This window comes from Thermocrispum agreste DSM 44070 (assembly GCF_000427905.1).
Taxonomy (GTDB): Bacteria; Actinomycetota; Actinomycetes; order Mycobacteriales; family Pseudonocardiaceae; genus Thermocrispum; species Thermocrispum agreste.
The window spans coordinates 196,169-221,789 of record NZ_ATYX01000009.1 but is presented as its reverse complement, the minus strand read 5'-3'; the positions used below and the strand labels follow the sequence as shown (position 1 = coordinate 221,789).

Below are 25,621 nucleotides of genomic sequence, written 5' to 3'. Positions count from 1 at the left end.
GTGTGCGAGCACAGCGGTTACCGTGAGGCTGAACCGTCCGCAACGGATGAGTGGACTCGTCGAGCGCTCGGTTCTCGGGGTTTGCGTCACGACGGAGTGTCCAGGATGAAGCTGATCGAGGAGACGCCTTACCGGTTCCGGATCGACCCGTCCGGCGACATGCGCGTGCCGGGCGTGGTCTTCGCGTCGAAGCGGCTGCTGCCCGAGGCTGCCGGGGATCAGTCGCTGCAGCAGGTGGCCAACGTCGCGACGCTGCCGGGGATCGTCGGCGCCTCCTATGCCATGCCGGACATCCATTGGGGATATGGCTTCCCGATCGGTGGTGTGGCGGCTACGGACGTCCGTGCCGGGGGAGTGGTCTCGCCCGGCGGTGTCGGCTTCGACATCTCGTGCGGTGTCCGACTGCTCGGTGCAGACCTCAGCCGTGCGGAGTTCGCGGAGGTCCGCGACAAGCTGATGGACGCACTGGCCAGGAAGACGCCGCGCGGGGCCGGCAAAGGCGCGATCTGGCCCATGAAGAGCCGTCGCGAACTGGAGCGGGTGCTCACCGGCGGCGCGCGGTACGTGGTGGAGCAGGGCAAGGGCAGTCAGCGGGATCTGGATCGATGCGAGGAGTTCGGGGCGGTCTCCGACGCCGATCCGGGCCAGGTCAGCGACCGCGCGGTCGAGCGTGGGCTGGCCCAGCTGGGCAGCCTCGGCTCGGGGAATCACTTCCTCGAGGTGCAGGCGGTCGAGCAGGTCCACGACGAGAAGATCGCGGCCGCTTTCGGGCTGCGCGAGGGCCAGGTGTGCGTGATGATCCACTGCGGCTCGCGCGGACTCGGCCACCAGGTCTGCACCGACCACGTGCGTGGCATGGAACGGGCGATGCCCAAGCACGGCATCCGGGTGCCGGATCGGCAGCTGGCCTGCGTGCCGGTCGAGTCCGCGGAAGGCCGTGCCTACCTCGGGGCGATGGCGGCCGCGGCGAACTACGCCAGGGCGAACCGGCACCTGCTGGGGCTGGCCGCGGCCGAGGTGTTCCGCACCATCACCGGACGCGGCCTGGCGTTGATCTACGACATCTCGCACAACCTGGCCAAGCTGGAATGGCACCAGGTCGGCGGCGAGCGGCGGGAGCTGTGCGTGCACCGCAAAGGTGCCACCCGCGCATTGCCGCCGCGGCATCCGGACTTGCCGCCGGATCTGAGCGAAGTGGGCCAGCCGGTGCTGATCCCGGGCTCGATGGGCACCGGCTCGTACGTGCTGGCCGGTGTGCCCGACGGCGGGGCGTTCCATTCGACGTGTCACGGCGCTGGGAGGGTGCTCAGCCGCACCCAGGCGGTGAAGTCGGTCGACGTCACGAAGATGCTCGATCAGCTCGAGCGGCGGCACGGGATCGCGGTGCGTGGTGCCTCTCGCCGTGGTCTGGCGGAGGAGGCGCCGGAAGCGTACAAGGACGTGTCCGAGGTGGTGTCGGTCGCCGAACGAGCCGGCCTGTGCCGGATCGTCGCGAAGCTGGTCCCGCTGGGTGTGGTCAAGGGATGACGAGCGAGCGCGGACACCGCATCGTGCCGCACACCGCGGACATCCGGATCGAAGCGTGGGCGCCGACGCGTGAGGCGTGCCTCGCCGAGGCGGTGGCCGCGATGGTCGGCAGCTTCGCCGACATCCGCGCGCAGCCGGAACGATCGGTGTCCGCAGAGCTTGCCGCGGACACCGACGACGACCGCCTGGTCGCTGTGCTCGACCAGGTGATCTACGTGCTGGACACGGAGAACGCCGTCGCGGCCGGCCTGACGGTGGACATCGGGTCACGGATGCTGCGAGTGGTCATGCCGGTCGCGGATCTGGAGGGCGTGGAGATCATCGGCGCGGTGCCCAAGGCCGTGGCACTGTCCGGGCTGAGCATGGACCATCGCGACGGTCGGTGGTGCGCGGCGGCCATCATCGACGTATAGCCGCTCTGCCCGGGTCGCGCGCGGCTCCCGCAGGAGAGCCGTTCCGTGTGATGTCGGCAGTACCGGGTGCAACGAATGCTCAAGCGATGTGCACGCGATCAAGTGCCCGATTGATCACGTCGACCAGGGGTTCCTTGCCGCCCTGCTCGAACCACAGCGTCCCGGCGGTGCGCAGCACCGTCATGAACGTCGTGGCGGTGAGCCTGGCGACTTCGTGGGTCATGCCGGGCTCGCGCTCCTGGAGGACGGCGGCGATCTCCCGGGCGAGTGCGAAGTGGTCGGCTGCCTGCCTGGCCATCAGGGACGGATGCCGCATGAGCAGCCGGAACTGCTCGATGCGGGCAAGATCGGGTGTGCTCTTCTCACCGTAGAGCTGGAGCGCGCTGCGCCGAAGGGCGAGCCACGCCTTCTCCCCCGGAGGCCGGCCGCGCAGTAGGTCGAGCAGTTTCCTGGTGCGTTCCCGCTCCGCGTGCAGGATGGCCTCTTCCTTGTTGGCGAAGTAGTTGGAGAACGTGCGCCGGGAGACACCGACCTCGTCGGCGATCTGCTCCACGGTGACGTTGTCCAGCCCCTCGCGAAGCGCGAGCTGCAATGCGACCTCGTGCAACGCCTGCCGGGTCGCCGCCTTCTTCCGATCGCGGAGGGACTCTGCGGTCGCCATGAGAGCACCTTATTCGATATGGCTTATTTCACTCTGCGAAAGTTTGCTCAGTGGGAAACGTTCGCCCGCCCGGCGGCGTTGTGCATCACGGGGGAACAGCCGCGTCGATGGGAAGGAGCCGGATTTGGACACACCAGAGGTGATGGGGCGACGGCAGGTGCTCGAGTCGTTGAGCGGGCTGCTGCTTGTCCTGTTCGTCGCGATGATCAGCTCGACGGTGGTGTCCATCGCCCTGCCGCGCATCATCGGCTCGCTCAACGGCTCGCAGACCCAGTACACCTGGGTGGTCACCGCGACGCTGCTGGCGATGACCGCGAGCACGCCGATCTGGGGCAAGCTGGCCGACCTGTTCAGCAAGAAGCTGCTGCTGCAGATCGGCATCGCCATCTTCGTGCTCGGCTCACTGTTCGCCGGGCTGTCCCAGAACGTCGGCCAGCTGATCGCGGCCCGCGCGTTCCAGGGTCTCGGCGTCGGCGCGTTGCAGTCGCTGGTCCAGGTGGTGATCGCGGCGATCATCCCGCCCCGGGAACGCGGCAAGTACAACGGCTACCTGGGCGCCGTGATGGCGCTGGCGACGGTCGGTGGGCCACTGCTCGGCGGGCTGATCGTGGACGTGTCGTGGCTCGGCTGGCGGTGGTGCTTCTTCGTCGGCGTGCCCATCGCCGTGATCGCATTCGTCGTTCTGCAGAAGACGCTGCAGCTGCCCACCGTGCGGCGCCCGGACACCACGGTCGACTACCTGGGGGCGTCGCTCATCGCCGCCGGTGTCAGCCTGCTGCTGATCTGGGTGTCCTTCGTCGGCAACTCGTTCGCCTGGCTGTCGTGGCAGACCGCGGCCATGGCAGGTGGGGCAGTGGCGCTGCTGGTGGTGGCCGTGTTGGTCGAGGCGCGGGTGGCCGAGCCGGTCGTGCCGCTGCGCATCGTGACCAGACGGACGCCCGCACTGGCCATCCTGGCCAGCATGGCGGTGGGCATGGCGATGTTCGGCGGCGCGGTGTTCCTCGGGCAGTACTTCCAGGTGGGCCGCGGCTATTCGCCCACCGAGGCCGGGCTGCTCACGATCCCGATGATGGCCGGGATGCTGGTGTCGTCCACCGTGTCGGGCCGGTTGATCAGCCGGACGGGCAAGATCAAGCCGTACGTGATCGCCGGGACGGCGATCCTGGTGCTGGGGTTCGTGGGGCTCGGCCTGATGGACCACGCCACCCCGCTGTGGGAGGTCGGCGGTGCCATGGTCGTCGTCGGCATCGGCGTCGGCATGACGATGCAGAACCTGGTGCTGGCGGTGCAGAACGCGGTTCCGCTGTCCGACGTGGGTGCGGCCACCGGCGCCATCACGTTCTTCCGGTCGCTCGGCGGCACCGTCGGCGTGTCGGTGCTCGGTGCGGTGCTGGCCAACCGGGTCACTGCCGATCTGTCCGCGGCCTTCGGCGGGACCGGTGCGTCGCTCGGCGGTTCGGGCGGGCCCAGCGCGCTGAACCTCGAGGCGTTGCCGCCGCAGGTTCGCGAGGTGGTGCAGTCGGTCTACGGGGACGCGACCGCGCACATCTTCCTCATCTCGGCCGCGGTCGCGGTGGTCGGCGTGATCGCCGCGCTGCTGCTCAAGCCGATCAGGCTGCGCACCACGTTGGACATCGAGTCCACGCCGGCGAAGGAAGTGGCAAGGGCCGAGTCCGTTCCGGCTTCGGCGCGCTGACCGTTTCCGCTGCCGCTGCGGACGCGCGACGCAGGGATGCCCGCGTCAGCGGCGACGACGGCCGGTGCGCTATCGTGGAGCGCGCACTCCAGGACGCGGGGTGCGGCGGGCTGTGGCGCAGCTTGGTTAGCGCACTTGACTGGGGGTCAAGGGGTCGCAGGTTCAAATCCTGTCAGCCCGACCATCGAGACGCCTCAGGACATCGGAACCCCTGGATCTACGGGTCGTAGGTTCGGGGGTTTCGTGCTCTCCGGAGGCTGCAAGAGCCGCAGGCACACCCGGGCGTGCGAACACGACCGAGACGATACGCAGATTGATCTCGGTCATGTCGGGCAAGCGAGAACAGCGTCGAGGTCGTCTCGCTCACGGCAGAAGGGAGACGGTGACTGGGCAGTCACACCGGACAGAGCCTTGGTCACGGGGGAGCCCTCCGGCCGGCCCAAGTGGCCACTTGTGGCAGCAGGGGGTGGCGTTCAAGCGCTGTCTTCCTGCCGGTGCATCTCGGATCGAGCGGCCGCCTTGACCATGTCGGTCAGCGTGTCGAGTGCCGGGCTGCGCAGACGCCACCGCTGCCAGAACAGATCGACGTCGACCGGCCCGGTGCCAGGAATGCACACCAGATCGCCGTGCTGCAAAGCGGGGACGAGCTGGGGGACAGGAATCAGGCCCCAGCCGAGGCCGGCACGGACGGCCTCGAAGAAGTCGGCCGAGCTGGGAACCCGATGGATCACGCGGGGCCGTGACGCTTGGTGGGCGGCGAGGACGGTGTCCTGGAGCCGGTCTTTCTCGTTGAACACGAGCATCGGCATGGCGGACCAGTCCACGTCCGCACCGTGCTGATGCTCGGCGAGCAGTTCCGGGGATGCTGCAGCCCGGTAGCGCAGCGAGCCGAGAAATTCGACGTTGCATCCCTGCACCGGCCTTGGCTCCTTGGTGACCGCGGCGAGGACTTCGCCTCGGCGAAGCAGCTCGTGGGAATGCCCCTCGTCCTCGACGGCGAGCTGGAGTGCAGTGTTGCGGAGCCGGCCGATGGCGGACAGCACCGGCCGGAACCACGTCGCCAGTGAGTCGGCGTTGACTGCCACCCGCAGCTCCACGACGTCGTCGTGCCCCAGTTCCGCACCGGCCTCGGCCGTCAGCATCCGCAGCTGCTGGGCGAGCCGGAGAAGTGGCGCGCCGGCGTCGGTGATCTCGGCGGGAGTCGTCCTCCGGACAAGCACCTGGCCTGCGGCTGATTCCAGCGCGCGGATGCGCTGGCTGACCGCGCTGGGGGTGAGGTGCAGCCTGCGGGCTGCGGCCTCGAACGATCCGTCCTCGGCGATCGCGAGCAGCGTTTCGAGCTGGGCGGGGTGGAAGCGCACGAGCTCAGTGAAGCACAGCTTCAAATACTGAAGAATCTTTCGCTGAACTGTTCCCGATCGCGCCTTAGCGTGGAATGCGTGCTCGTTCCTTTCGGTGCCGGGTTCCTGACCGGGGGATCCCTGATCGTCGCCATCGGAGCTCAGAACGCGTACGTGCTGCGCCAGGGGATGACGCGAAGCCACACCGCCGCAGTGATCGCCGTGTGCGTGGTGTCCGACATCGTTCTGATCACTGCCGGTGTCGCCGGTGTCGGGACAGCCGTCGCCCACGCTCACTGGCTCATCGACGCCGTCACCTGGTTCGGCGTCGCGTTCCTGTTGTGGTACGCGGCGAGTTCGCTCCGCCGGGCGTTCTCTCCGGGCGCGTTGATCGCCACCGACGGGAGGCCGGTGGGGGAGTCCCGTGGCCGCGTCATCGCCCGGACCGTTGCGTTGACCTGGCTCAATCCGCACGTTTACTTGGACACCGTGCTGCTGATCGGCTCGATCGCTGCCACGTACGACGCTGCCCACGGTGCGCTCGACGGTCGGTGGTTGTTCGCCGCGGGCGCGGCAACGGCCAGCGTCGTGTGGTTCACCAGCCTCGGGTTCGGGGCACGCAAGCTCGCACCGCTACTGGCCCGCCCGCGCGCATGGCAGCTACTCGAGATCGTCGTCGCCGCCACGATGCTCCTGGTCGCGGCCAAGCTTGTCCTCGCCCGGGTCACCGCACCAGGCGCGTGACGTCCCGAGGAAGCCAGTGCTCGGTCAGGAGCTTGAACATGGCTCCGGCGTCGGCCGCAAGATGCCGCACCAGGTTCCAGGTGTGGAAGTAGCTCAGGTAGTAGGCGGACATCGGTGAGGGTTTCATGGCGGGAACCACGGCGGTGATCTCGTCGTCGTCGTAGAGCGCCCACTGCGCCAAATAGTCGGCGATGTCGTCGTTCGCCCGGCCCTCGGCGGCCATCAGGGCAGTGTTGGCCCACACACCCCACAGCATGTTCTTGGCCAGGTGGATGTCGGCGACATCGCTTCCGTCGTACTCGATCCCGGTGTCCGGAAGCACTGTGTGGCGAAGCCATTCCGTCGCTTCGGTGCCGGGGAAGATGACGGACTCGGCGGCCAGCCCGATGCCTTCGCCGAGCGCGAGAGACGGTGAGAAGAGGAAACGAATTCGCTGGTCGAGGCGGGTGGCTCGACGGATCTTGGTGCGTGTCTCGGCGATGTGGCCCGGGTGGCTTTCGTGGGCCACGTTGTAGATCAGATCGGCGACGTTGAAGGGTCTGCCGGCGTTGACGAAGATCGTCGACGGCGCGGTCGGCCGGTACAGGCCGGCGAAGTGGAAATGAGCGTCAGGCACGACCTGACAGTCGACGGCGTCGTCGGGCTCGATGCCGAGGATTCGGCGAGTACGCACTCGGCACTCGTGATCTGTCTTGAGGACGAGACGTTCCATCAACCGAAGATCGGTGACCGAGTAGTGCCGCTGCCACGCCTGGTAGCGCTCCGCCAGGGACCCGTGCCGGGGCGGCAGCGCTCGGTCGAGCAGTTCGTGGGCGTGTTCGAAGATGGTCTCGGGAATCCACTCCGCCGGCAGGCCGACGATCGCGTCCACCAGGTCGCCGAAGGGCATCGGCTGCCCGGTCGTGAATCGCGCGACTGCCTTCATTGCGTCGAGATGGGCGACGAGGTGCGGCGAGTCTGCGTCAGCCAAGAGCTCGTCTGCCTCGTCGATCAGCAATTCCGCCGCAGTGGGCTCTTCTGCCGCCACCTGTGATTGCCACTCTGCCGGACCGTAGTAGAGCAGGGCGCTGCCATGCAGCAGGCGATTCAGTCGTAACGCGAGGAAGCAGTAGCGGCGCTGCCAGTCCTGATCGTCGCTCATGCACCTGGAAAGTAGTCGTACGGAATTCCGTACGGTGTACGGTGGAACCATGGACTCGGTTTGGTTCCGAACGGAACCCGCTCACCGGCCCCGGCTCTCCCGGAAACGCATCGTGCAAGCCGCCGTCGGCCTGCTCGACGTGAGCGGGCTGGACGGCTTCTCGATGCGTGCGTTGGCCCGGCGGCTCGGCGTGGCGCCGATGTCGGTGTACGAGTACGTGTCGGGTCGGGAGGACGTCTTGGACTTTGCCCTCGACGCGGTGATCGGGGAGATCGAGCCGGCCGCGGACGGTATGCCGTGGCGGGACGCTGTGCTGGAACAGCTGTGCCGGATGCGCGAGGTCATGCTCAGGCACCGCTGGATGCCCACGCTGATGTCGACGCGGCCGCTCATCGGCCCGAACGCGCTGCGTCGTTCGGAGCGGTTTCACGCCTCGTTGATCGAAGCGGGGCTGACGGGCGCCACTCTGGTCGCGGCGGTCGGCGCACTCACCAACTACGCGATCGGGTTCGCGGCGGCGGAAAGCTCCTGGTGGGCCACGGTGCGCACACCCGAAGGTGACAAGCAGATCCGTTCGGCGGTCGCGGAACATCTTGCGGCTCACGCTCCGCTGCTCGCCCAGCATGCTCCGGTCGAACTCGACGATTTCGACGAGCAGTTCAGGCTGGGCGCCGAGGTCATTCTGGACGGAATAGCGATGCGATCGTCCGGCGGTCGGTGCCGATCTGGGAGCCGCGACGACAGTGACCGATCGTGATCACACCCTTCGACGTCGCGTGGCGGTGGGCGATCACACGCGGCCGACGCTGGACTTGGTGCGCGCCAATGCCTCGCGGATGGCGGTCTTGGCCTTCTGGTACGAAGTCCGCACGATGTCAGCGGCAGCGTCGCTGTCCCGATTCCGTACTGCTTCGATGAGGTCCGGCTTGTAGTGCCACAGGCTGACGTTGCCCTTCTCGCTGGCCTTGCTCGCCCAGACGACCTTGTACGGGCGACACCTGTCCCACAGGCCCCGGATGAGGTCGACGAGGACAGTATTGCCCGAGGCTTCGTACAGCGCGCCGAGCAGGAGTTCGTCCTGGTGCAGGGCCTCGGTGACGTCATCGTTCCGGGCAGCCTGCTCGAGCAGCTCCCAGTGTTCCTGCATACGGTCGGCCACCACGAGCGGCGCCGCCCGTGTGCCGAGCCGAGCGCATTCGCCTTCCAGCAGGATGCGCACGTCGTAGGCGTGTTCGAGCTCGGTGACGTCGAGTTCGCGCACGGTGGCGCCTTTGTAGGGCTCGTGCACGGCGAGGCCGGATTCCACCAGTCTGCGTACCGCCTCGCGCACCGGCATCACGCTTGTGCCGACGCGGTCGGCCAGATCGCGGATGCGCAGTCGGTCGCCCGGAAGCAGTTCTCCGTTGATGATCCATCCGCGGAGCAGCGCGAAAACCTGATCGGCAAGGGGAGCGGCGACGACGGGTGCCGCCGGGTCCGCCTGTCCGGGATCGCGTAGGTAAGCCACAAGACGATCCTACCGCGCGAGATCTGTTATCACATCGGGTTGACTGTGATGTGTGATCACATTTACCGTCGTCCGTGTGACGAACCCCGGTTCGGGTGATCGGGCCACGGTTCGGGACGCGGTCGGCGGATCCCGACCACGGCCCGGGCTGCCGACGTTCCGGCAAACCGACCGTGACTCGGGCGGCCGAGGCACCGGCGAACCGAGCACAGGCAGTCCGGGTCGATGGCACCCGGCGCCCGGTCGTCCGGACCGCGCATCGGGTGACGGGCGTGCGGGTGCACCGAACGACAGTTCGGGTGACCAGAGTTCGGGGGCACCCGCAAGCGCCGGGTGGACCTGGGATTCGGGTGCACCGAGGTGCGGTGTTTTGGACTCGGTTTCGGTGACCGGAGCACTGCCGACGGGGAACCCCGGATGTCCCGGCCCGCTAGGGAGTGCAGGACGTGCCGCCTGATCCGCGCGAGCGACGGGCGCCGATGTGAAGGGAGTACTACGTGACTGGCGAGCTGGCGGGAGCCGCCCGATGACGATCGTGGTCATCGGCGCGGGCGTCATCGGACTGGCATGTGCCTACGAGCTGTCCGATCTCGGTCTCGAGGTGACCGTGCTCGACGCGGGCGCGGTGGGCGCAGGAGCTTCGGCTGGCAATGCCGGGTGGATCACGCCGTTTTTGTCAGTCCCCCGGGCCGCGCCAGGCGCGGTGCGGGACGCGGTGCGTAGCCTCTTCAGCTCTGCAGCCCCGGCACGTCTGCGCCCGCATCTGGAGTGGGATTTCGCCTCCTGGGTCATGAGGTTCCTGCGGGCCTGCTCCAAGAGGCGAAGCAGCCGGGCAACGGCCGCCCTCCAGGCCCTCGCCCGTCACGCCCATGAGCACGTCGACTCGCTCCTCGAGCGCGGCGTCACCTTCGAGCACCACACCGAAGGGCTCGCCGTGGTGTTCAAGCGCGCCGCGAATCTTCAGCAGTTCCGGCGGCTGACCGATCGGATGCGCTCGCTGGGCTACGTCGGCGAGATCGAAGTCCACCGCGGCCAGGACATCGTCGCCTTCGATCCTGCCCTCCGCCCGGACCTGGCGGGAGTCGTCCACCTGGTCTCAGAGCGGCATGTACGCCCGGAGACGCTGACTGCCGGGTTGGCGAAAGCCCTGGCAGCCAACGGCGGCGCGGTCATCGAGCACGATGCGGCCGTCCGGCTCCAATCGCGACCCGGTGGGAAATGGACCGTCGACACCTCGGAGGGCCGGCAGCTCGAAGCCGACCAGGTCGTGGTCGCCGCGGGATACGCATCGCGCGCCCTGCTGAAACCACTGGGCGTGCCGGTTCCGCTGGAAGCTGCGAAGGGCACCAGCATGACGGCCTACGGCCGGGGAACGGCGCCCTCTCATCCGCTCAAGCTCTACGAAAGCATGGTCGCGTGCTCGCCGTTCGGTGGTGCGGTCCGGCTGTCCGGCACGTTCGACATCGGACGCCGTGACTTCGAACTCGACCGCAAACGCTTGGACACGGTCGTCCGCGAAGGACTGTCCTACCTGAAGACCTGGCGGCCCACCGAGATCGACGTCGAGTGGGTTGGTCACCGCCCGACGACCGCGGACGACCTGCCGGTGATCGGGCCCGTGCCCACCCACGAAGGCCTCTACCTCGCCACCGGGCACGGCACGCTCGGCGTGACGCTCGGGCCGGTGACCGGGGCCTTGGCCGCCCGCGAGATCGCCCAGCGAACCGAGCATGCCCTGCTCACACCGTTCCGTCTCGACCGTTTCGGCGTGCGTATCCGAACCCCCGAGCTCGTGTGATTGGAGCAGCCCCGTGATTGGTGTCAACCATCCCGTGCAAGGAAACTTCCGCGTACCGGCTCCACAGAACGAGCCGGTCCGGGAATACCGGCCGGGTTCGCCCGAGGCCGAGTCGCTGAAGGCGGAGATCAAGCGGCTTTCCGAGCTCACCCAGCCGATCCCGCTGGCCATCGGCGACAAGGTCTTCGAAACTGAGCGGTCCATGCCGGTCGTGGTGCCCCACGAACATCGCCGAGTGATCGGCAGGCTCAGCCTGGCCGACGAGCAGCACGTCCGCGACGCGATCACGGCCGCGTTGGAAGCACGGCACGAATGGTCCCGCCTGCCGTGGTGGGAACGCATCTCTGTGTTCCTGCGCGCGGCCGAGCTGTTGACCGGCAAGTACCGCGACGAGGTCAACGCCGCCACCATGCTGAATCAGTCCAAGACGTTCCACCAGGCCGAGATCGACGGCGTGTGCGAGCTGGCCGACCTGCTGCGGTACAACGCCTACTACGCCGAAGAGATCTACACCCGGCAGCCCCGTTCGGTGCAAGGCGAGAACAACTACCTGGACCAGCGGGGGCTGGAAGGCTTCGTGCTCGCCGTCAGCCCGTTCAACTTCACCAACATCGCCGGCAATCTGCCCGCCATGGCGGCGATGATGGGCAACACCGTGGTGTGGAAGCCGTCGGAGAAGTCCGCGTTGAGCTCGGACGTCGTCCGGCGGGTCTTCGAGGAAGCAGGGTTGCCGCCCGGCGTCATCAACACCGTGCACGGCGATGGCAAGCTCGTCACCGACGTCGCCATGGCCGACCCGAACTTCGCCGGATTGGCCTTCGTCGGCTCCACCCAGGTGTTCCGCGAGCTGTGGAAGAAGGTCGCCAAGAACATCGACATCTACCGCAACTACCCGCGGCTGGTGGGGGAGACCGGTGGCAAGAACGCGGTGGTCGCCCACCCGTCGGCCGATCTGCAGGCCCTGCTCACCGGTCTGACCAGGGGCGCGTTCGAATTCCAAGGACAGAAATGCTCGGCCGCGTCGCGCGCCTACATCCCGCGCAGCATCTGGAAGCGGTTGAAGGACCGGCTCGCCGAGCAGACCGAATCGCTCGTGGTAGGTGACGTCGCTGACCACCGCACGTTCCTCGGCGCGGTGATTGACGAGGCCGCGCACGACCGCCTGGCCGACGCCATCGCGCGGGCGAACTCGTCCGGAACCCACACGGTGGTGGCCGGTGGGACCACGTCGAAGGAAGTCGGGTACTTCGTGCGCCCGACCATTTTCGAGACCACCGACCCGATGGCCTTCACCATGACCACGGAGTTCTTCGGGCCGCTGCTCACGGTGTACGTCTACGAGGACCGGGACTGGCTGGACACCTTGAAGCTGGCCGACCGGACCAGCCCCTACGGTCTGACCGCATCCGTCTACGCCACCGACCGCAAGGCGATCAACGAGGCACTGGACGTGTTGCGGGACGCCGCTGGCTATCTGGCGATCAACGACAAGTGCGCCGGGATGCTGATCGGCAGGCAGCAGTTCGCGGGTGCCCGGGCGTCCGGCACCAACGACAAGATCGGCTCACCGTTGGCCCTGCAGCGGTGGGTGAGCGGTCGGTTCATCAAGGAGAACCTCGCGCCCGACACCGACTACCGATACCCGTACATGGGCGTCTGACGCCTACCCGCGCAACGGAGTAGACCCATGGCAACGACCGATCCGCTGCTCGATCCGTTCCGGCTCAAGCACCTGCGGCTGAGGAACCGGGTGGTCAGCACGTCGCACGAACCCGCGTACGCCGAGGACGGGATGCCGAAGGAGCGGTATCTCCGGTACCACGAGGAGAAGGCCAAAGGCGGTCTTGCGCTGACCATGATGGGTGGCGCGGCGTGCGTCGCCCCCGATTCACCCGCCTTCGTCAACAACATCGCGCTGTATCGCGACGAGGTGGTCCCGTATCTGGCTGCGATCGCGGACGCGGTGCACCAGCACGGTGCGCTGGTCATGTGTCAGGTGACCCATGCGGGCCGCCGCACCAGCAACTACGCGGGCGACTGGCTGCCGGTCGTCTCGGCATCGGGCGACCGAGAACCCCAGCACCGGGCCTTCCCGAAAGTCGCCGAGGACTGGGACATCGAGCGGATCGTCGCCGCCTACGCGGACGCCGCCGAGCGCTGCCGGGCGGGCGGAATGGATGGCATCGAGCTCATGGCCAACGGGCATCTGCTCGATCAGTTCTGGTCCCCGGCGACCAACCATCGCGACGACGAATGGGGCGGGGACTTCGAGCGTCGCCTGCGGTTTCCGATCGAGGTGATCCGAGCCATCCGGCGCCGCGTGGGCAACGAATTCGTCGTCGGGCTGCGCATGGCCGTCGACGAAGCGCGACCCGGCGGCCTCACCGCCGGCGACGGAATCGAGATCGCGCGCCGCCTGGTCGCGGAGGGGATCGACTTTCTCAGCGTGATCCGGGGCAGTTTGGACACCGACAACAACCTGTCCAGGGTCATCGCCCCGATGGGCACCCCGGCCGCGGCCCATCTCGCGTTCGCCGGAGAGGTGAAACGGGCGCTGGACGTTCCGGTCATGCATGCCGGGCGGATCAACGACCTGGCGACGGCCCGGTACGCCATCGCAGAAGGTCTGCTCGACATGGTCGGCATGACCCGGGCGCACATGGCCGATCCGCATGTGATGCGGCGGGTCGCTGCCAAGGAGGAAGACCGTATTCGGCCGTGCGTGGGTGCCGGCTACTGCATCGACCGGGTGTACGAGGGGGCGGACGCCCTCTGCGTGCACAATGCGGCGACCGGACGGGAGTTCCAGCTGCCCCACACCATCGAGCCGAGCAGCAGCCCGAAGACCGCGGTCGTCGTGGGTGCGGGCCCCGCCGGCCTGGAGGCAGCCAGGGTGCTGGCCGAGCGCGGCCACTCGGTGACCGTGTTCGAGGCCAACAGCCAGCCGGGTGGACAGGTTGCAGTCGCCGCCCGTCTTCCCCGGCGGCGTGACCTGATCGGCATCGTCGACTGGCGCGTGCAGGAATGCGAACGCCTCGGGGTGAAGATCCACTACAACACCGTCGCCGAGTCGGACGACGTGCTGGCGGAGGATCCCGACGTCGTCATCGTTGCCACCGGTGGAATCCCGAACACCGGTGGTGTGGACGGGCCCGCGGATCTGGTGACGGACAGCTGGCAGATCCTGACCGGGGAGGCGAAGCCGAAGCAGTCGGTCCTGCTGTACGACGACAACGGCGATCACCCCGGGATGAGCGCGGCCGAGATGATCGCCACCTCCGGCGCGGATCTCGAGATCGTCACTCCCGAACGCACCGTCGCCCCGCTGGTCGGCAGCACCAACTATCCCGCATACCTGACAGTGTTCGCCGACCACTCGGTGACCACGACGCTCAACACGCGCGTGGTGGCCGTGGAGCGAACCAGCGACCGGCGCATCAAAGCGACGCTGGTGAACGAGTACTCGCAAGCCACCGAGACGCGCATCGTCGACCAGGTCGTGGTCGAGCACGGCACCGTGCCGGTGGACAACCTCTACTTCGACCTCAAGGACCTGTCGGTGAATCACGGAGCCGTCGATTACCCGGCGCTGATCAGCCTGTCGCCGCAACGCATCGTGCGGAACGAGTCCGGTTCCTTCCAGCTCTTCCGCATCGGCGACGCCGTGACCAGCCGCAACATTCACGCGGCGATCTTGGACGCCTACCGCCTGTGCTGGGCGATCTGACCCGGTCGAAAGGAACCGAAGTGTACGACGCAGTTGTCATCGGAGGTGGCCTCGCCGGCCTGGCTGCGGCGCACCGCTTGCGTCACCGCGACATCCTCCTGCTCGAAAAGGGCACCCGCTTCGGCGGTCGTATCCGGTCCGAACGCCGCGGCCCCTACTGGTTGAACTGGGGAGCGCACGTCTACAACGGGCCAGGCTCCGCCACCGGGGCCCTGACGGACGCCATCGGCATCGACTCGGTACCGGTGCCCGGCACCCTCACCGGCCTGGCCATGAACGGGAAGGTGATCACGTCCGGACCGGTCGCCAGCTATCCGTTCCGGGTGCCGATGTCCTGGCGAGATCGGGCCGCCGTGGTCAGGGCGGGCATCAAGGTCCGCCTCGCCGTGATGAGGTACAGCAAGGTCTGCGCGCCGCGAGACGGTGAGGACTACCGCGTCCGGCAGCAGCGCATCTACGACTTCCTCGGAGATCGCACCTTCACCGACTTCGTCGGGCAGCTCCCGGCCGACGCCGACGCGTTGTTCCGGCCTACTGTCAGCCGATCGGCGGGTGATCCGGAGCAGATCTCGGCCGGTGCCGGAGTCGGCTACTTCCAGCTGGTGTGGAGCCGTACCGGCGGACTCTCCCGGAACATCGTCGGCGGGCCGTCGACGCTGACCGAGACGCTCGGCGCCAGCCTCGGACCTGCCGCGAAACTCCAGGCGGAAGCGCACGAGGTCGTGCACGCCAAGGACCACGTCGTCGTGCGCTACCAGCACGCGGGCAAGGAGCACGAGATCAAGGCCCGGTACGCCGTGCTGGCCATTCCCGCTCCGATCGCGCACCGGATCGCCCCGGATCTGGAAGCCGACGTCCGTGCGGCGTTGAGCAAGATCGTGTACGGCCCGTACGTCTCGGTCGCCATTTTGACCAACGAGTCCACGCCCCAGGTGTGGGACGACGCCTATGCGATCGCGACACCGAAGCGGGCCTTCAACGTGTTCTTCAACATGTCCAACACCATCCGGGCGATCGAACGGTCGCGTGGCCGGGGCAGCAGCATCATGGTGTTCTCGCCCGCCCAATTGGCCCGGGCGCTGCTGGACAAAAGCGACGACGAGATTCTCGACGTCTACTACCGGGATCTCGACGACATCTTCCCGGGCTTTCCGTCCCTGGTGGAAGAGGCGCATGTACAGCGATGGCCGCAGGGCCTGGCCTATTGCTTCCCGCGGCGCGGCGAACTCCAGCCAACGCTCACCCGGCGTTCCAGCCGCATCATGCTCGCCGGGGACTATCTCGGCACCTGGTACACCGAGACGGCCGTGCAATCGGGATTCGCCGCCGCCCAGGACATCCTCAGCGCTCTCGCGGTCCCCGCGACGTCGATCGCCTCGTGATTCCGAGCGGAGACAGCCATGGCCGAACTCACCGGCAAGGTTGCCCTGATCACCGGCGCGGCCCGTGGACAAGGCGAGGCCGAAGCACGCCTGTTCGTCGAACGCGGAGCGAAGGTCGTGATCGCCGATGTCCGGGATGTCGAAGCGAACAAGGTCGCGGCCGACCTCGGCGCCGATCGAGCGATCTCGGTGCACCTGGACGTCAGTGACCCGGATCAGTGGTCAGCCGCATTGGCCACCGCGAAATCGGCCTTCGGGTACGTGGACGTGCTGATCAACAACGCCGGGATCTACCACCAGGGGCCGATCACCGAAACGCCACTGCAGACGTACCGGAAACTGATCGACGTCAATCAGATCGGGGTCTTCCTGGGCATGCAGACCCTGGCCCCGCACATGGCGGAGATCGGTCACGGCTCCATCGTCAACATCGTGTCGATTTCGGCGTATGCGCCGCTGGACTACACCGCCGCATACGCCTCGACCAAGTCGGCCCTGCTGGCCATGTCCAAGGCCGCGGTCGGTGAGTTCGGTCCGCTCGGAATCCGGGTCAACATGATCCATCCCGGCGGCGTGTCCACCGAGATGGGCGCGCCGGGCGGCGTGGTGCCAGAGGAGTACGCCAAGGCACCGCTCGGCCGTATCGGACAGCCCGCGGAAATCGCCGCGGTCGCGGCGTTCCTCGCCTCCGACGACAGCTCCTACTGCAGCGGAGCGGAGATCGTCGTGGACGGTGGATGGACGGTCGGCACCCGTAATCCGTGGACCCCGGCGAGGTGAGGCCGCTCGCCGTGACGTCATGCCTGCCGAGAGTCCTCGCGCAGCTTCCCGTTGTCGGTTTCCTGTTTCGGCACCTTCGGAGAATGCCATGGCTCAGTCAGTGATCGACGAAGCACCATATGGTTCGTTCCACCGGAGAATGGTTCTGCTCAGCGCCGGTGGGCCGTTCGTGGACGGCTACGTGCTGACCAACATCGGCGTGGTCAGTGCGCTCATTCAGCAGCAGCTGCGTCTGGACGAGACCGAGTTGGGCCTGGTCGGCGCTGCGGCGCTGGTCGGCCTGTTCGTCGGCGGTCTGGCGTTCGGCCGGGTCACCGACATCATCGGCCGCAAGCTGATGTACACGGTGGATCTGGCGGCGCTGGCGATCGGTTCTGCGCTGTGCCTGTTCGTGCAGGAGGGCTGGCAGCTGATCGTCTTGCGCTTGGTGCTCGGCATCGCCATCGGCGCCGACTATCCGATCGCCACGGCGATCTTGTCTGAATGGCTGCCCCGCAAGGAACGTGGGCGCGCAATGGGGCAGTTGATGGCGTGGTGGTTCACCGGCGCCTGTGCCGCGACGGTGGTCGGCTACGGCATGGTCGAGCTGCTCGGCGACGACTCGTGGCGGTGGGTGCTGGCGAGTGCCGCCGTGCCGACCGTGGTCATCATGATCGCGCGGCGGCATGCCCCGGAATCGCCGCGGTGGCTGGTGGCCAACGGTGAGCGGGACAAGGCGCGCGAGGTCATCAGCACCTCGCTCGGGCACGAGTGCACCGACGCCGAGTTGGACGCGCTCATCTCCGACGAGTCGCCGAGCGGCATGACCTTCTGGAGCGCTTTCAAGAGCGGGTACCTCAAGCGGACGCTGTTCGTGTCCCTGTTCTGGACCTTCCAGATCATCCCGCTGTTTGCGCTCTACACGTACGGGCCCACCATCCTCGCTGCCTTCAAGATCTCCGAGCAATCCCTGCTCGGCCAGGTCCTGATCAGCGTCGTGTTCTTGGTGGGCCTGTTCCCTGCCATCTGGCTCATCGACCGCATCGGACGCCGCCGACTGATCATCTACTCGTTCGCGCTGATGACCGTGCCGCTGGCCGTCCTCGGTGTCGTGCCTGACGCGGCCCCGTGGGTCGTGGTGGTGGCTTTCTGCGCGTACGCGCTGTTCTCCGGCGGTCCGAACATCCTGGAGTGGGCGTATCCGACCGAGCTGTTCCCTACGGAGATCCGGGGCACCGCGGTTGGCATCGCGACTTCGGCCAGCCGGATCGGCGCCGCGATCGGCACCTACCTGCTGCCCTACAGCCTGACGCACCTGGGACTGGGCACCACCATGATGCTCGGCGCCGTCATCACCGCCGCCGGCCTGCTGGTGTGCATCGCCTGGGCTCCGGAAACCAAAGGACGCACGCTGGGTGAAGCGGCTCGGGTCGACGCCCGGCCCATGGCCGATCCGCAGACGGCGATCGGCTGACCGGTGGAATCCGGGCACGGAATCGGTGCCGTGCTGCGTCATCGAAGTCATTGGCGCTAGAAGGGAAGGTCGCGGTGCGGCTTGCCGAGCCGGGGAGGCAGGTGATGGAGGAGGGCTCGGCTCGGCGGCTACCGCGACCTTCCCGGAACGCCGGTCCGCTGGGCGAGGGGGCTGCGGCGACTAGGCGGCGTCGTCGCGCCAGCGGTCCCGACGGGCCTCGGTGAGGGTGCGGTCCAGCCACCGCCTGCCTTCGGCGGCGATGCCTTCGAGCAGGTGCAGTGTGTGCTGGAAGCCGGCCATGTCCAGGTCGATGCTCGCCACCTGCTTGTCCAGCTCCTCCGGCGACAAGCCGATCGGGGGCAGGTCACCGGCGTCGTCGCCGGATCGCGGGGGAGGGATTTCCACGGTGCGTGTCGGACCGTTGGTCAGCGTGAGCGACAAGGAATGACCTTGGTCGGGGCGCCTGGTCACATCGACCGACGAGATGGCGTCGAAGCGATAGTTCCTGCGCTCCTCGCCGACGAAGGTCGCCTTGGTGAACTGCAGTTCGGTGCCGAACTCCCGGACCCCGTCGCGGGACACCAGGACCAGCAGCACGTTGTAGCGGGAGTAGCGGGCCGGGCCGCCGCGCGCCCGAGCGGACTGGCACGGACGAGCCGGAGTGAGCAGGAAGCTGTACTCGACGACGTCGCTCTTGCGGAGCTTGTAGACGTTGAGCGCGCGGTCCAGGAGCACGGCCCGGTCCGCGTTCAGCCAGGCTTCCATCTCCGCTTCCGACGGGCGGTTCTCTCGCAGGAAACGCGCCCACTCCTGGTACGCGATCTCTCGTGCCGTCTTGGCTTTGGTGTACTCGTGCAGGTCGTCCGCGTAGCGGCGGCGTTCTGACACGTAGGTCCACCAGCCCGGCACTGCGACGCGACCGGCCGCAGCCGCGACCACGATCGCGATGACTGCCTGCACGGGTGCGTTCATCACCGCGTGATAGAGCGCCACAAGGGCCGCAACGGCGGCGACACCGAGAGAACCCACACACGTCAGCTGGGTGTTGGCGGAGACGCGCACCGCATCCCGCTCGGCTTGCCACTGCCCGCTGGTGTACCGGTCGCGGACGTCCTGGGCCAGGAACCGGATCAGCCAGTTGATCTGACCGACGGTGACCCGCTGTTCCCGGTAGATCTCGGCCAGCTCGTCGCTGAGCTGGTGCCGGACTCCTTCGGTTTCCTCCAGCCAGCGCTCTGCGGACACTCCCGGGGGCCGGATCTTGCCGAAGTAGTGCTCGAACGACTGGCGTACCCGGTCGGTGAAACCGTCCTGCGGGGCGTGGTTCACCCAAACCAGCCCCTGGCGAATGCGATCCAGCTCGGCCAGCCTGCCGGCTCGGTACTTCCAGTCGAACGCCGCGCGACCGCCGAGGTACGCCGCCGGGATGCTGATCAGGTAAGCGGCGATCGGGGCCAGCGCGGGTTCGCTGACCACCAGCCAGCCGAGAAACAGAATGGCCAGCCCGCCGAGCACCGAGTAGACGATCGTCCGGGTGTGGTCGAACACCTGTGGCTGAATCGGTTGCCGCGCCCGCGGCCCGGCAGGTCTGGGCTGGAAGAATATCCAAGCCCGTTGTGTCCGGTTGTTGCCGAGCTGGGCTTTCCTTGCGGATTCTTTGGTGGATTCCCACAACGCGTCGGTGACGCTGCTGGACAGCACCAGTTCCAGATGTCGGGTGATCTTCTCGCGGATGTCCGGTGGCAATCCGGCGAAAATTCGCCAGCCGGCCGTTTCGTCGTCGGCATTTTTCTCGGATTGACCGATCAGCTGGAAGATTGCCTGGAGTGCGGTGGTCCACCGGCCTTTCGACCACCGGGCGATCTTGCCCGCGATGTCGTCCAGCAGGTGGTGATCCTCCGCGGTCAATTCGCGGCGAGAGCGCTTGCTGAACACCGCGAGCACCAGGTGGAAGCAGACCTCCGGGTTGGTCATTCCCGCTGCCAGCGCGTCCTTCAGGTACTCGCGAGCCTTGCTCGGCACGCCGTGGTCCAGGCAGCGCAGGCCGCGTTCGAATTTCTCCTTGGCGGACAGCTCGTCGGAGCCCAGATACAGCGTGGAGTCGATGATCGCGACGTTGTCGTCACCGTCGATCGCGATGTTGTCCTCGACGGTGTGGCCCTGGAAGACGCCTTTGGCGTTTCCTCCTGCCAGGTTGCCGACCGGTTGCGGCGACTCGGTCATGACTGCACCCCCAGCGCGGTCAGCACGACGGCTACCTTGGCGGCGATGTCGGCGGCGTCAGCGACCAGCCCTCGTAGCCGTTTCAACGCCATGACCACCCGTTTTTCGCTGTGTGGCGTCTTCTGGCGGAGGGCGGAGCGGGCTTGGGCGAGCTCGTCGTGCGCGGCCTCGACCGTGTCGGCGTCGATGCGCCCCTCGGTGGCTGCGCGGTCCAGCTGGTGCCGCAGCGCCTCCAGTTCCGCGGCGATGTCGGTCGGGGACGTCGCCGGGGCCGCGGCCTGGATGGCGATGTTGCCCTTGACGTCGACGCCTTGCACGGCTTGACCGCCGTAGGAGATGTTCGTGACGGGTTGGCCCGGATGGTGTGGTGTGGGTGAGGACGACACGGGATTCTCCGTTTCCGGCCGATCGGCCAGCTGGTAGCAAGATCACAGTCGATCGCGCGGCCGTTCGGGCGGCACGATCGGTCGCCGTTCACTGGGCTGCCACGGTCACGTGGACGTCAGCGCTCGAATGGTTTCGTGCGTGGCGGCAAGATGCTCCCATTACGTGGGAAGACGCGGATTGTCGTTCATCGACCGTGTCGACGGGTTGCGCCGCCCGAGTGCATCAATCCTGCATGACGGTGTACTCGTCGTCGCTGGGTGTGCTTTTCTGTGATCAACCGCGGCCACCTGGGCTTTGCCTCCGGAACTCGAACGCTGCACCGCTTGCTGAAGACCTGCGGGATACCACGGTGCCAGATCCGCCGGAAACGGGAATCTGCCGATCAGGTGGTCGTCCCGCCTGCGACGGCAGAAATACCTGAGTGAGGGAAGGAAATCGGACGAATTTCAGAATTGGGTGGTGTGCTGCCGAATTTGATCATGACTTGGCCTCGACGGCTTCATCACGGCAGGTGACTGATTCCATCAGCGATCACTTCACCACTGCGTGTCCGGCCTTGCCGACCGACGCGTGGCCGGGCACGGCGGGCGCAGGCGAGGAGGACGATGCCGGGTCAGCACGCCCTGGGCAGTATGCGTGACGCCCGCGACATCTTGGAGCGAAACGAACGAGGCGCCCGGGACGACCCGGGCGCCTCGTGGCTCGGTGGCCGGCTGGTCAGCTGCTGCAGGCGCGCACGCTCCGCGAACGCGTCTTGCCCGACCAGTTGATGGTTCCGCGCGCGGTGATGCAGGTGTAGCCGAGGGCCTTGATGCCGACCGACTTCTGGGTGGTCGTTCCGCCGTTGTAGAGCGAGAGGCTGCCGGCGACCACGCGGATCGTGGTGTACCGGGCCTTGCCCTTGGCCGCCCCGGCGTGGATGAATTGCGCGCACTTGCTCTTCCCGCTGTAGCGGTAGACGTTCACGTAGCCGACGGTGCGGCTACCGGCCTTGACCGCGAAGTGCTTGAGCCGTTTCCCGCCGCTCCAGCATGTGGAGACGGTTTGCAGGCTCGCGCTCGCCGTCGCCTCGGTGGCCGGTGCGGTCGGTGTCGCGGCGGCATCGGCCGGCGACATCGTGAGGGTGAGTGCGGCAGCCGCGAGTGCCCCGGCACCGGCGCGGCGCAGTCGCGTGCGTAGTTCGATGGCCATGCGCTGTTCAGGTCCTTCCCTGTCTGCCGGTCAGCGGCATCAGGCGATGCTACGGACGAATCCGGCTGCTGAGCGGCCCGTGGCAGCGACCGGCCATCGGCGCGGACACCAGGACGCTGCGAGCAAGGCGCGAGCACGTCAGGAGCCGGCCGGGACTCCGTGCTCGAGGTAGCGCACCTGGTCGGCGTGCGCGGCGCAGTGAATCCGGCGGGCGAGCCGGGGAACGGTGTACTCGTCCACCTCGTCCAGATCGACGTAGCGGGCGAGGGAGATCTCGCCGTCGGCGAAGGTGAATTCCGTGCCTGCCGGCAGCTCACCACCGTCGAAGACGAAGTTCAGCTTGTCGCCTTCCTGCTCCGACGGTGCCCAGTCGACGACCAGCAGCCGCCCGACGGGGACATCGATGCCGAGTTCTTCGGCGACTTCCCGGTGCGCCGCTTGGCGGGGTGACTCGCCCGGCTGCACGTACCCACCGGGAATTTCCCAATAGTCCTTGTACGTGGTGCGCAGCATCAATACGCGCGACTTGCCTTGATGGAACAGCACGCCTGCGGCGACACGTGGCGTCGCGTACGCGGATTCCAGACCACCCACTCGGCCAGCGTACGCAGGTGGCCCGCGCATTGGCTGTGGCAAAGAGCCAGCTTGCAGCCGGCTGCGTCAGCAGTGCCTCACCGTGAGCTCGAAAGGTGACGGGAGAGCAAGCTTCCGGTGGCGTCCGCGATCAGTTTCCGGGCCAAGTCCAGGTCGTCGATGCACTTCGGGTCGGCCCGGTCGATCGCGACGACCTCGTCGAACGGGCCGGGTGCGGAGCCAGGCAGGCTCGAGTGGCCGACGACCGCGACACACGGCACACCGTGGTTGCGCGCATGTTCCGCTACGACATACGGTGCCTTGCCCCGCAAGGTTTGCCGATCGAGGCGGCCTTCACCGGTCACAACCACGTCGGCATGGGCGATCTTGTCCGCCGCGCCCAGCAACTCGAGGAACGTGCGCGCTCCCGACGTGACCTTTCCCCCGAGCAGCATGCCCGCCCACCCGAGGCCACCGGCGGCACCGGATCCGGGTTCCCGGCACACCCCGCGCACACCGAATGCCGGTTCGAGGACGTCGGCGACATGCCGCAACGCCTCGCTGAGCTGGTGAATCGTCGGCTCATCGGCTCCTTTTTGCGCGGCGAACATCTCCGCGGACCCGTCGGAGCCGACCATGGGCGTGTCGACGTCGCATGCCAGCGTGAGCTGGACGCCGTCCAAGAGGCGAGTTGCCTGCTCGAGACCGTCGACGCCGGTCACCGACGTCAGGGCGCGGGAGTCACCGAACACGTCCCGTCCGTGTGCGTCGAGGAGCCGCACACCCAGGGCGCGCAGCATGCCGGTGCCGGCATCGGTGGTGGCTGAGCCCCCCAAGCCCAGCGTGATCTCGTTGAAGCCGCGTGTGACGAGGCCGTGCAGCACCATGCCGACGCCGTAGGAAGAGGCACGCGCTGCGTCTTGCGCTGTGGGTTTGCGGGCTCCCAGCCCGCAAATCGACGCCACTTCGGCGATCGCAGCTCGACCGGACACCGCCACGGGGGTCTCCTGTCGGTCTCCCCACGCGTCGACGGTGGGGAGGGTTCCCGGCTGCCAGCCTGCCGTGATCGCGGCGTAGACGCTGCCGTCGCCGCCATCGGCGACGGGAACCACGTCGGCCTCGATGTCGGCGGGGACCCCGCGCAGCATCGCCTCCGCGACTTCCCGTGCCGTCAGTGTTCCCTTGAACTTGTCCGGCGCCAGCACGACGCGTCGCCGGTGGATGTCGGCCACAGCGCAACCTCCTCGGCTCGATTGTCCGGGAAGGGACGCGGCTGCGGCGACGTCAGCCTCGGCGGTGGCTAGTGTCCGTGTTCTCCGCCGCGGGCGGTCGGCATCGGGTCGGCCGACTCGGGCAACAGCTTCGGGTACTCGGGAGCCGCGGTGTCCAACGGAACGATGCCGGAACGGACCAGGCCCAGCTGTACCCGCTGACGCGACAACAGAGCATCCGTCAGCCAGTCCAATGCCACGCGAACGCGGTTGCCCGGCATCGCCAGCAGGTGATAGCCGCGCGTGATCACCTTCGCCGGCAAACCGGACATCGGGATGTGCAGCGGGTCCGCGGCCGCGTCCTTGCCGCCGAGGTCGACGACGAAGCCCAGGTCGCGATAGCGATAGCGGCGCGGTGTGCCGTAGCCGAGAGAGGCCGCGACGTTGCGGCCGGCCAGCTTGCCCTGACGCACGGCGTGTTGCGCCGTCATGGGACACAGCTGCCCCGGATCGCCCGGTTTCGGCACGGCGGCAGCGTCCCCGCACGCGAAGATGTCCGGGTAGCCGGGCACGCGCAGTTCTTCGTCGACCACAAGGCGACCCTGCACGGTCTCCATGCCGGTCGACTCGACCAACGGGTCCGGCCGCACGCCGACGCACCACAGCAAGGTCCGGGTGGCCACTTCCGTGCCGTCCTGCAGGACGACGCCGTCCGCGGTGGCCTCGCGGATCGACATCTCCGTCATGACTTCGACGCCACGTCGGCGCAGCACGGCGTCCGCGGCCTGGGACATCTTCTCGTCCAGGCCGGGCAGCACCCGCGGGGCGGTGTCCAGCAGCAGCCACCTGATCGGCTGGCCGGCCAGCTCGGGACGCTTCCTGGCCAGCAACGCGGTGAACAGCTGACCTTGCGCGACCACCTCGGTGCCGGTGTACCCGGCCCCGACCACGACGAACGTGCAGCGGGCGTCCCGCTCGGCCTGGTCGTCGGTGGCGGCGGCCAGTTCGATCTGCCGGGTCATGTGGTCCCGCAGGTACAGCGCCTCGGGAATGCCGCGGAACCCACGGCCGTGCTCGGCCAGCCCAGGAACCGGCAGCAGCTTGTTGACACTGCCGACCGACAGCACCAGACGGTCGTAGGCCAGCGAACGTTTGGTGTTCTCCGGATCGACGTAGGTCAGCTCGTGTGCCTGGTGGTCGATGTCTCGCACGTCGCCGAGTACCAGCCGTACGTTGCGGAGACGACCCGGTACGGGAATCGCGATGGCACGAGGATCGACGATGCCGGCGGCGACTTCCGGCAGCAGCGGCAGATACAGGAAGTAGTCGGTGGGATTGACCAGCACGATCTCGACGTGGTCAGGCGACACCTGCGCCGAGAGCGCCTTGGCCGCGTGATACCCCGCGAAGCCACTCCCGACCACCACGACGCGCCGTCGTGCCATGGCTGACCTCTTTCCCGTAGTCGCTGGTTGTCCAGTGGCTCCCCGGCAGAGGTGCACCTTCAAACACTGCGCACAGCAACCGTGGACGTGGGGGAGGAGAACGAACGGGCCCGGCGTCCGCGGGCAAACGACGAGTTGCGCTCATTCAGGGCACGGCCACGCACGGTTGGTGCCGGTGGGGGTTGTTCGGACTGTTGACGTCTCCTGGGTGGGCTCTCGTACGGCTCGGTGCTCGCGGGGGTGCTCGCGGGGGTTTCTGTGGAGCAGGCGTGCCAGCGTGGCGGTTGCCTGCCACGGCTCGGTGCCCGCGGGGGCTTCCGGCCGGGTCCTCGTGCTCGGCGCGGCGGGACCTTGGTCGGCTTCTCGGTCACGGGACGGCAACGCGCTCGGTTTCTTGCTCACGAACGGTGCGGACAGCTCGA

General features: G+C 67.7%; 21 protein-coding genes and 1 tRNA gene. 12 read left to right on the top strand and 10 right to left on the bottom strand.

Going from position 1 to position 25,621, the window contains the following annotated elements; all coding sequences use genetic code 11:
• Positions 1–105: 105 nt before the first annotated feature.
• Together YWY_RS0108435 and YWY_RS0108430 are read left to right on the top strand one after the other, a co-directional pair.
• A complete protein-coding gene (locus tag YWY_RS0108435) occupies positions 106–1,527 on the top strand; it encodes an RtcB family protein (protein WP_028847256.1) in 1,422 nt (473 codons plus the stop codon).
• Positions 1,524–1,940 carry an archease gene (locus tag YWY_RS0108430; protein WP_028847255.1) on the top strand — a complete coding sequence of 139 codons (417 nt, stop codon included), beginning with the start codon at positions 1,524–1,526 and terminating at the stop codon, positions 1,938–1,940. Before YWY_RS0108435 ends, YWY_RS0108430 begins: the two co-directional genes overlap by 4 nt.
• 79 nt (positions 1,941–2,019) lie before the next feature.
• Here YWY_RS0108430 and YWY_RS0108425 read toward each other — a convergent pair whose 3' ends face one another.
• Complete coding sequence (locus YWY_RS0108425; RefSeq protein ID WP_028847254.1) at positions 2,020–2,601, bottom strand: TetR/AcrR family transcriptional regulator; 582 nt, start codon at positions 2,599–2,601, stop codon at positions 2,020–2,022.
• Between the two features lie 142 nt (positions 2,602–2,743).
• Here YWY_RS0108425 and YWY_RS20970 point away from each other — a divergent pair, with 142 nt between their 5' ends.
• A complete protein-coding gene (locus YWY_RS20970; RefSeq protein WP_051310062.1) occupies positions 2,744–4,297 on the top strand; it encodes an MDR family MFS transporter in 1,554 nt (517 codons plus the stop codon).
• A gap of 106 nt (positions 4,298–4,403) precedes the next feature.
• Positions 4,404–4,481, top strand: a tRNA-Pro gene (locus YWY_RS0108415).
• Positions 4,482–4,770: 289 nt separating this feature from the next.
• Here the strand turns inward: YWY_RS0108415 and YWY_RS0108410 are convergent.
• A complete protein-coding gene (locus tag YWY_RS0108410) occupies positions 4,771–5,658 on the bottom strand; it encodes a LysR family transcriptional regulator ArgP (RefSeq protein WP_028847253.1) in 888 nt (295 codons plus the stop codon).
• Here YWY_RS0108410 and YWY_RS0108405 point away from each other — a divergent pair.
• Positions 5,647–6,381, top strand: coding sequence for a LysE/ArgO family amino acid transporter (locus tag YWY_RS0108405; protein WP_342665103.1), 735 nt, complete (start codon positions 5,647–5,649; stop codon positions 6,379–6,381). The genes YWY_RS0108410 and YWY_RS0108405 overlap by 12 nt on opposite strands.
• Here YWY_RS0108405 and YWY_RS0108400 read toward each other — a convergent pair.
• Positions 6,362–7,522 carry a hypothetical protein gene (locus YWY_RS0108400; protein ID WP_028847251.1) on the bottom strand — a complete coding sequence of 387 codons (1,161 nt, stop codon included), beginning with the start codon at positions 7,520–7,522 and terminating at the stop codon, positions 6,362–6,364. The genes YWY_RS0108405 and YWY_RS0108400 overlap by 20 nt on opposite strands.
• Positions 7,523–7,571: 49 nt before the next feature.
• Between YWY_RS0108400 and YWY_RS20965 the strand changes: the two genes are divergently transcribed.
• Positions 7,572–8,279, top strand: a complete 708-nt coding sequence (locus YWY_RS20965) for a TetR/AcrR family transcriptional regulator (RefSeq protein WP_051310060.1) — start codon at positions 7,572–7,574, stop codon at positions 8,277–8,279.
• 33 nt (positions 8,280–8,312) lie between these two features.
• Here YWY_RS20965 and YWY_RS20960 read toward each other — a convergent pair whose 3' ends face one another.
• Positions 8,313–9,029 (bottom strand): GntR family transcriptional regulator, encoded by a 717-nt coding sequence (locus tag YWY_RS20960; RefSeq protein WP_084609115.1) that lies wholly within the window; start codon positions 9,027–9,029, stop codon positions 8,313–8,315.
• A 526-nt stretch (positions 9,030–9,555) separates the two neighbouring features.
• Between YWY_RS20960 and YWY_RS23190 the strand changes: the two genes are divergently transcribed.
• From YWY_RS23190 to YWY_RS0108360, 6 genes are all read left to right on the top strand, one after another.
• Entirely contained in the window at positions 9,556–10,827 is a 1,272-nt protein-coding gene (locus tag YWY_RS23190; RefSeq protein ID WP_028847250.1) for an NAD(P)/FAD-dependent oxidoreductase, read from the top strand.
• A 13-nt stretch (positions 10,828–10,840) separates the two neighbouring features.
• Complete coding sequence (gene pruA / locus YWY_RS0108380; RefSeq protein ID WP_028847249.1) at positions 10,841–12,487, top strand: L-glutamate gamma-semialdehyde dehydrogenase; 1,647 nt, start codon at positions 10,841–10,843, stop codon at positions 12,485–12,487.
• A 27-nt stretch (positions 12,488–12,514) separates the two neighbouring features.
• Positions 12,515–14,554 (top strand): FAD-dependent oxidoreductase, encoded by a 2,040-nt coding sequence (locus YWY_RS0108375; RefSeq protein ID WP_028847248.1) that lies wholly within the window; start codon positions 12,515–12,517, stop codon positions 14,552–14,554.
• A 20-nt stretch (positions 14,555–14,574) separates the two neighbouring features.
• Positions 14,575–15,936 carry an FAD-dependent oxidoreductase gene (locus YWY_RS0108370; protein WP_028847247.1) on the top strand — a complete coding sequence of 454 codons (1,362 nt, stop codon included), beginning with the start codon at positions 14,575–14,577 and terminating at the stop codon, positions 15,934–15,936.
• Positions 15,937–15,954: 18 nt separating this feature from the next.
• Positions 15,955–16,716: an SDR family NAD(P)-dependent oxidoreductase gene (locus tag YWY_RS0108365; RefSeq protein ID WP_028847246.1), complete on the top strand. Its 762-nt coding sequence runs from the start codon at positions 15,955–15,957 to the stop codon at positions 16,714–16,716.
• Positions 16,717–16,804: 88 nt separating this feature from the next.
• Entirely contained in the window at positions 16,805–18,169 is a 1,365-nt protein-coding gene (locus YWY_RS0108360; protein ID WP_028847245.1) for an MFS transporter, read from the top strand.
• Positions 18,170–18,349: 180 nt separating this feature from the next.
• Here the strand turns inward: YWY_RS0108360 and YWY_RS0108355 are convergent, their stop codons facing one another.
• From YWY_RS0108355 to YWY_RS20945, 6 genes are all read right to left on the bottom strand, one after another.
• Complete coding sequence (locus YWY_RS0108355; protein ID WP_028847244.1) at positions 18,350–20,392, bottom strand: hypothetical protein; 2,043 nt, start codon at positions 20,390–20,392, stop codon at positions 18,350–18,352.
• Entirely contained in the window at positions 20,389–20,778 is a 390-nt protein-coding gene (locus tag YWY_RS0108350; RefSeq protein ID WP_156899152.1) for a hypothetical protein, read from the bottom strand. Before YWY_RS0108350 ends, YWY_RS0108355 begins: the two co-directional genes overlap by 4 nt.
• A gap of 718 nt (positions 20,779–21,496) precedes the next feature.
• Positions 21,497–21,970, bottom strand: a complete 474-nt coding sequence (locus YWY_RS0108345; RefSeq protein WP_028847242.1) for a hypothetical protein — start codon at positions 21,968–21,970, stop codon at positions 21,497–21,499.
• Between the two features lie 138 nt (positions 21,971–22,108).
• Positions 22,109–22,564 (bottom strand): NUDIX domain-containing protein, encoded by a 456-nt coding sequence (locus YWY_RS0108340; RefSeq protein ID WP_038044790.1) that lies wholly within the window; start codon positions 22,562–22,564, stop codon positions 22,109–22,111.
• 77 nt (positions 22,565–22,641) lie between these two features.
• The gene (locus YWY_RS20950) at positions 22,642–23,775 is read right to left on the bottom strand and encodes a glycerate kinase (RefSeq protein WP_038044789.1); all 1,134 of its coding nucleotides are present in this window, start codon (positions 23,773–23,775) and stop codon (positions 22,642–22,644) included.
• Between the two features lie 68 nt (positions 23,776–23,843).
• Positions 23,844–25,199, bottom strand: coding sequence for an NAD(P)/FAD-dependent oxidoreductase (locus tag YWY_RS20945; protein WP_051310056.1), 1,356 nt, complete (start codon positions 25,197–25,199; stop codon positions 23,844–23,846).
• Positions 25,200–25,621: the final 422 nt, after the last annotated feature.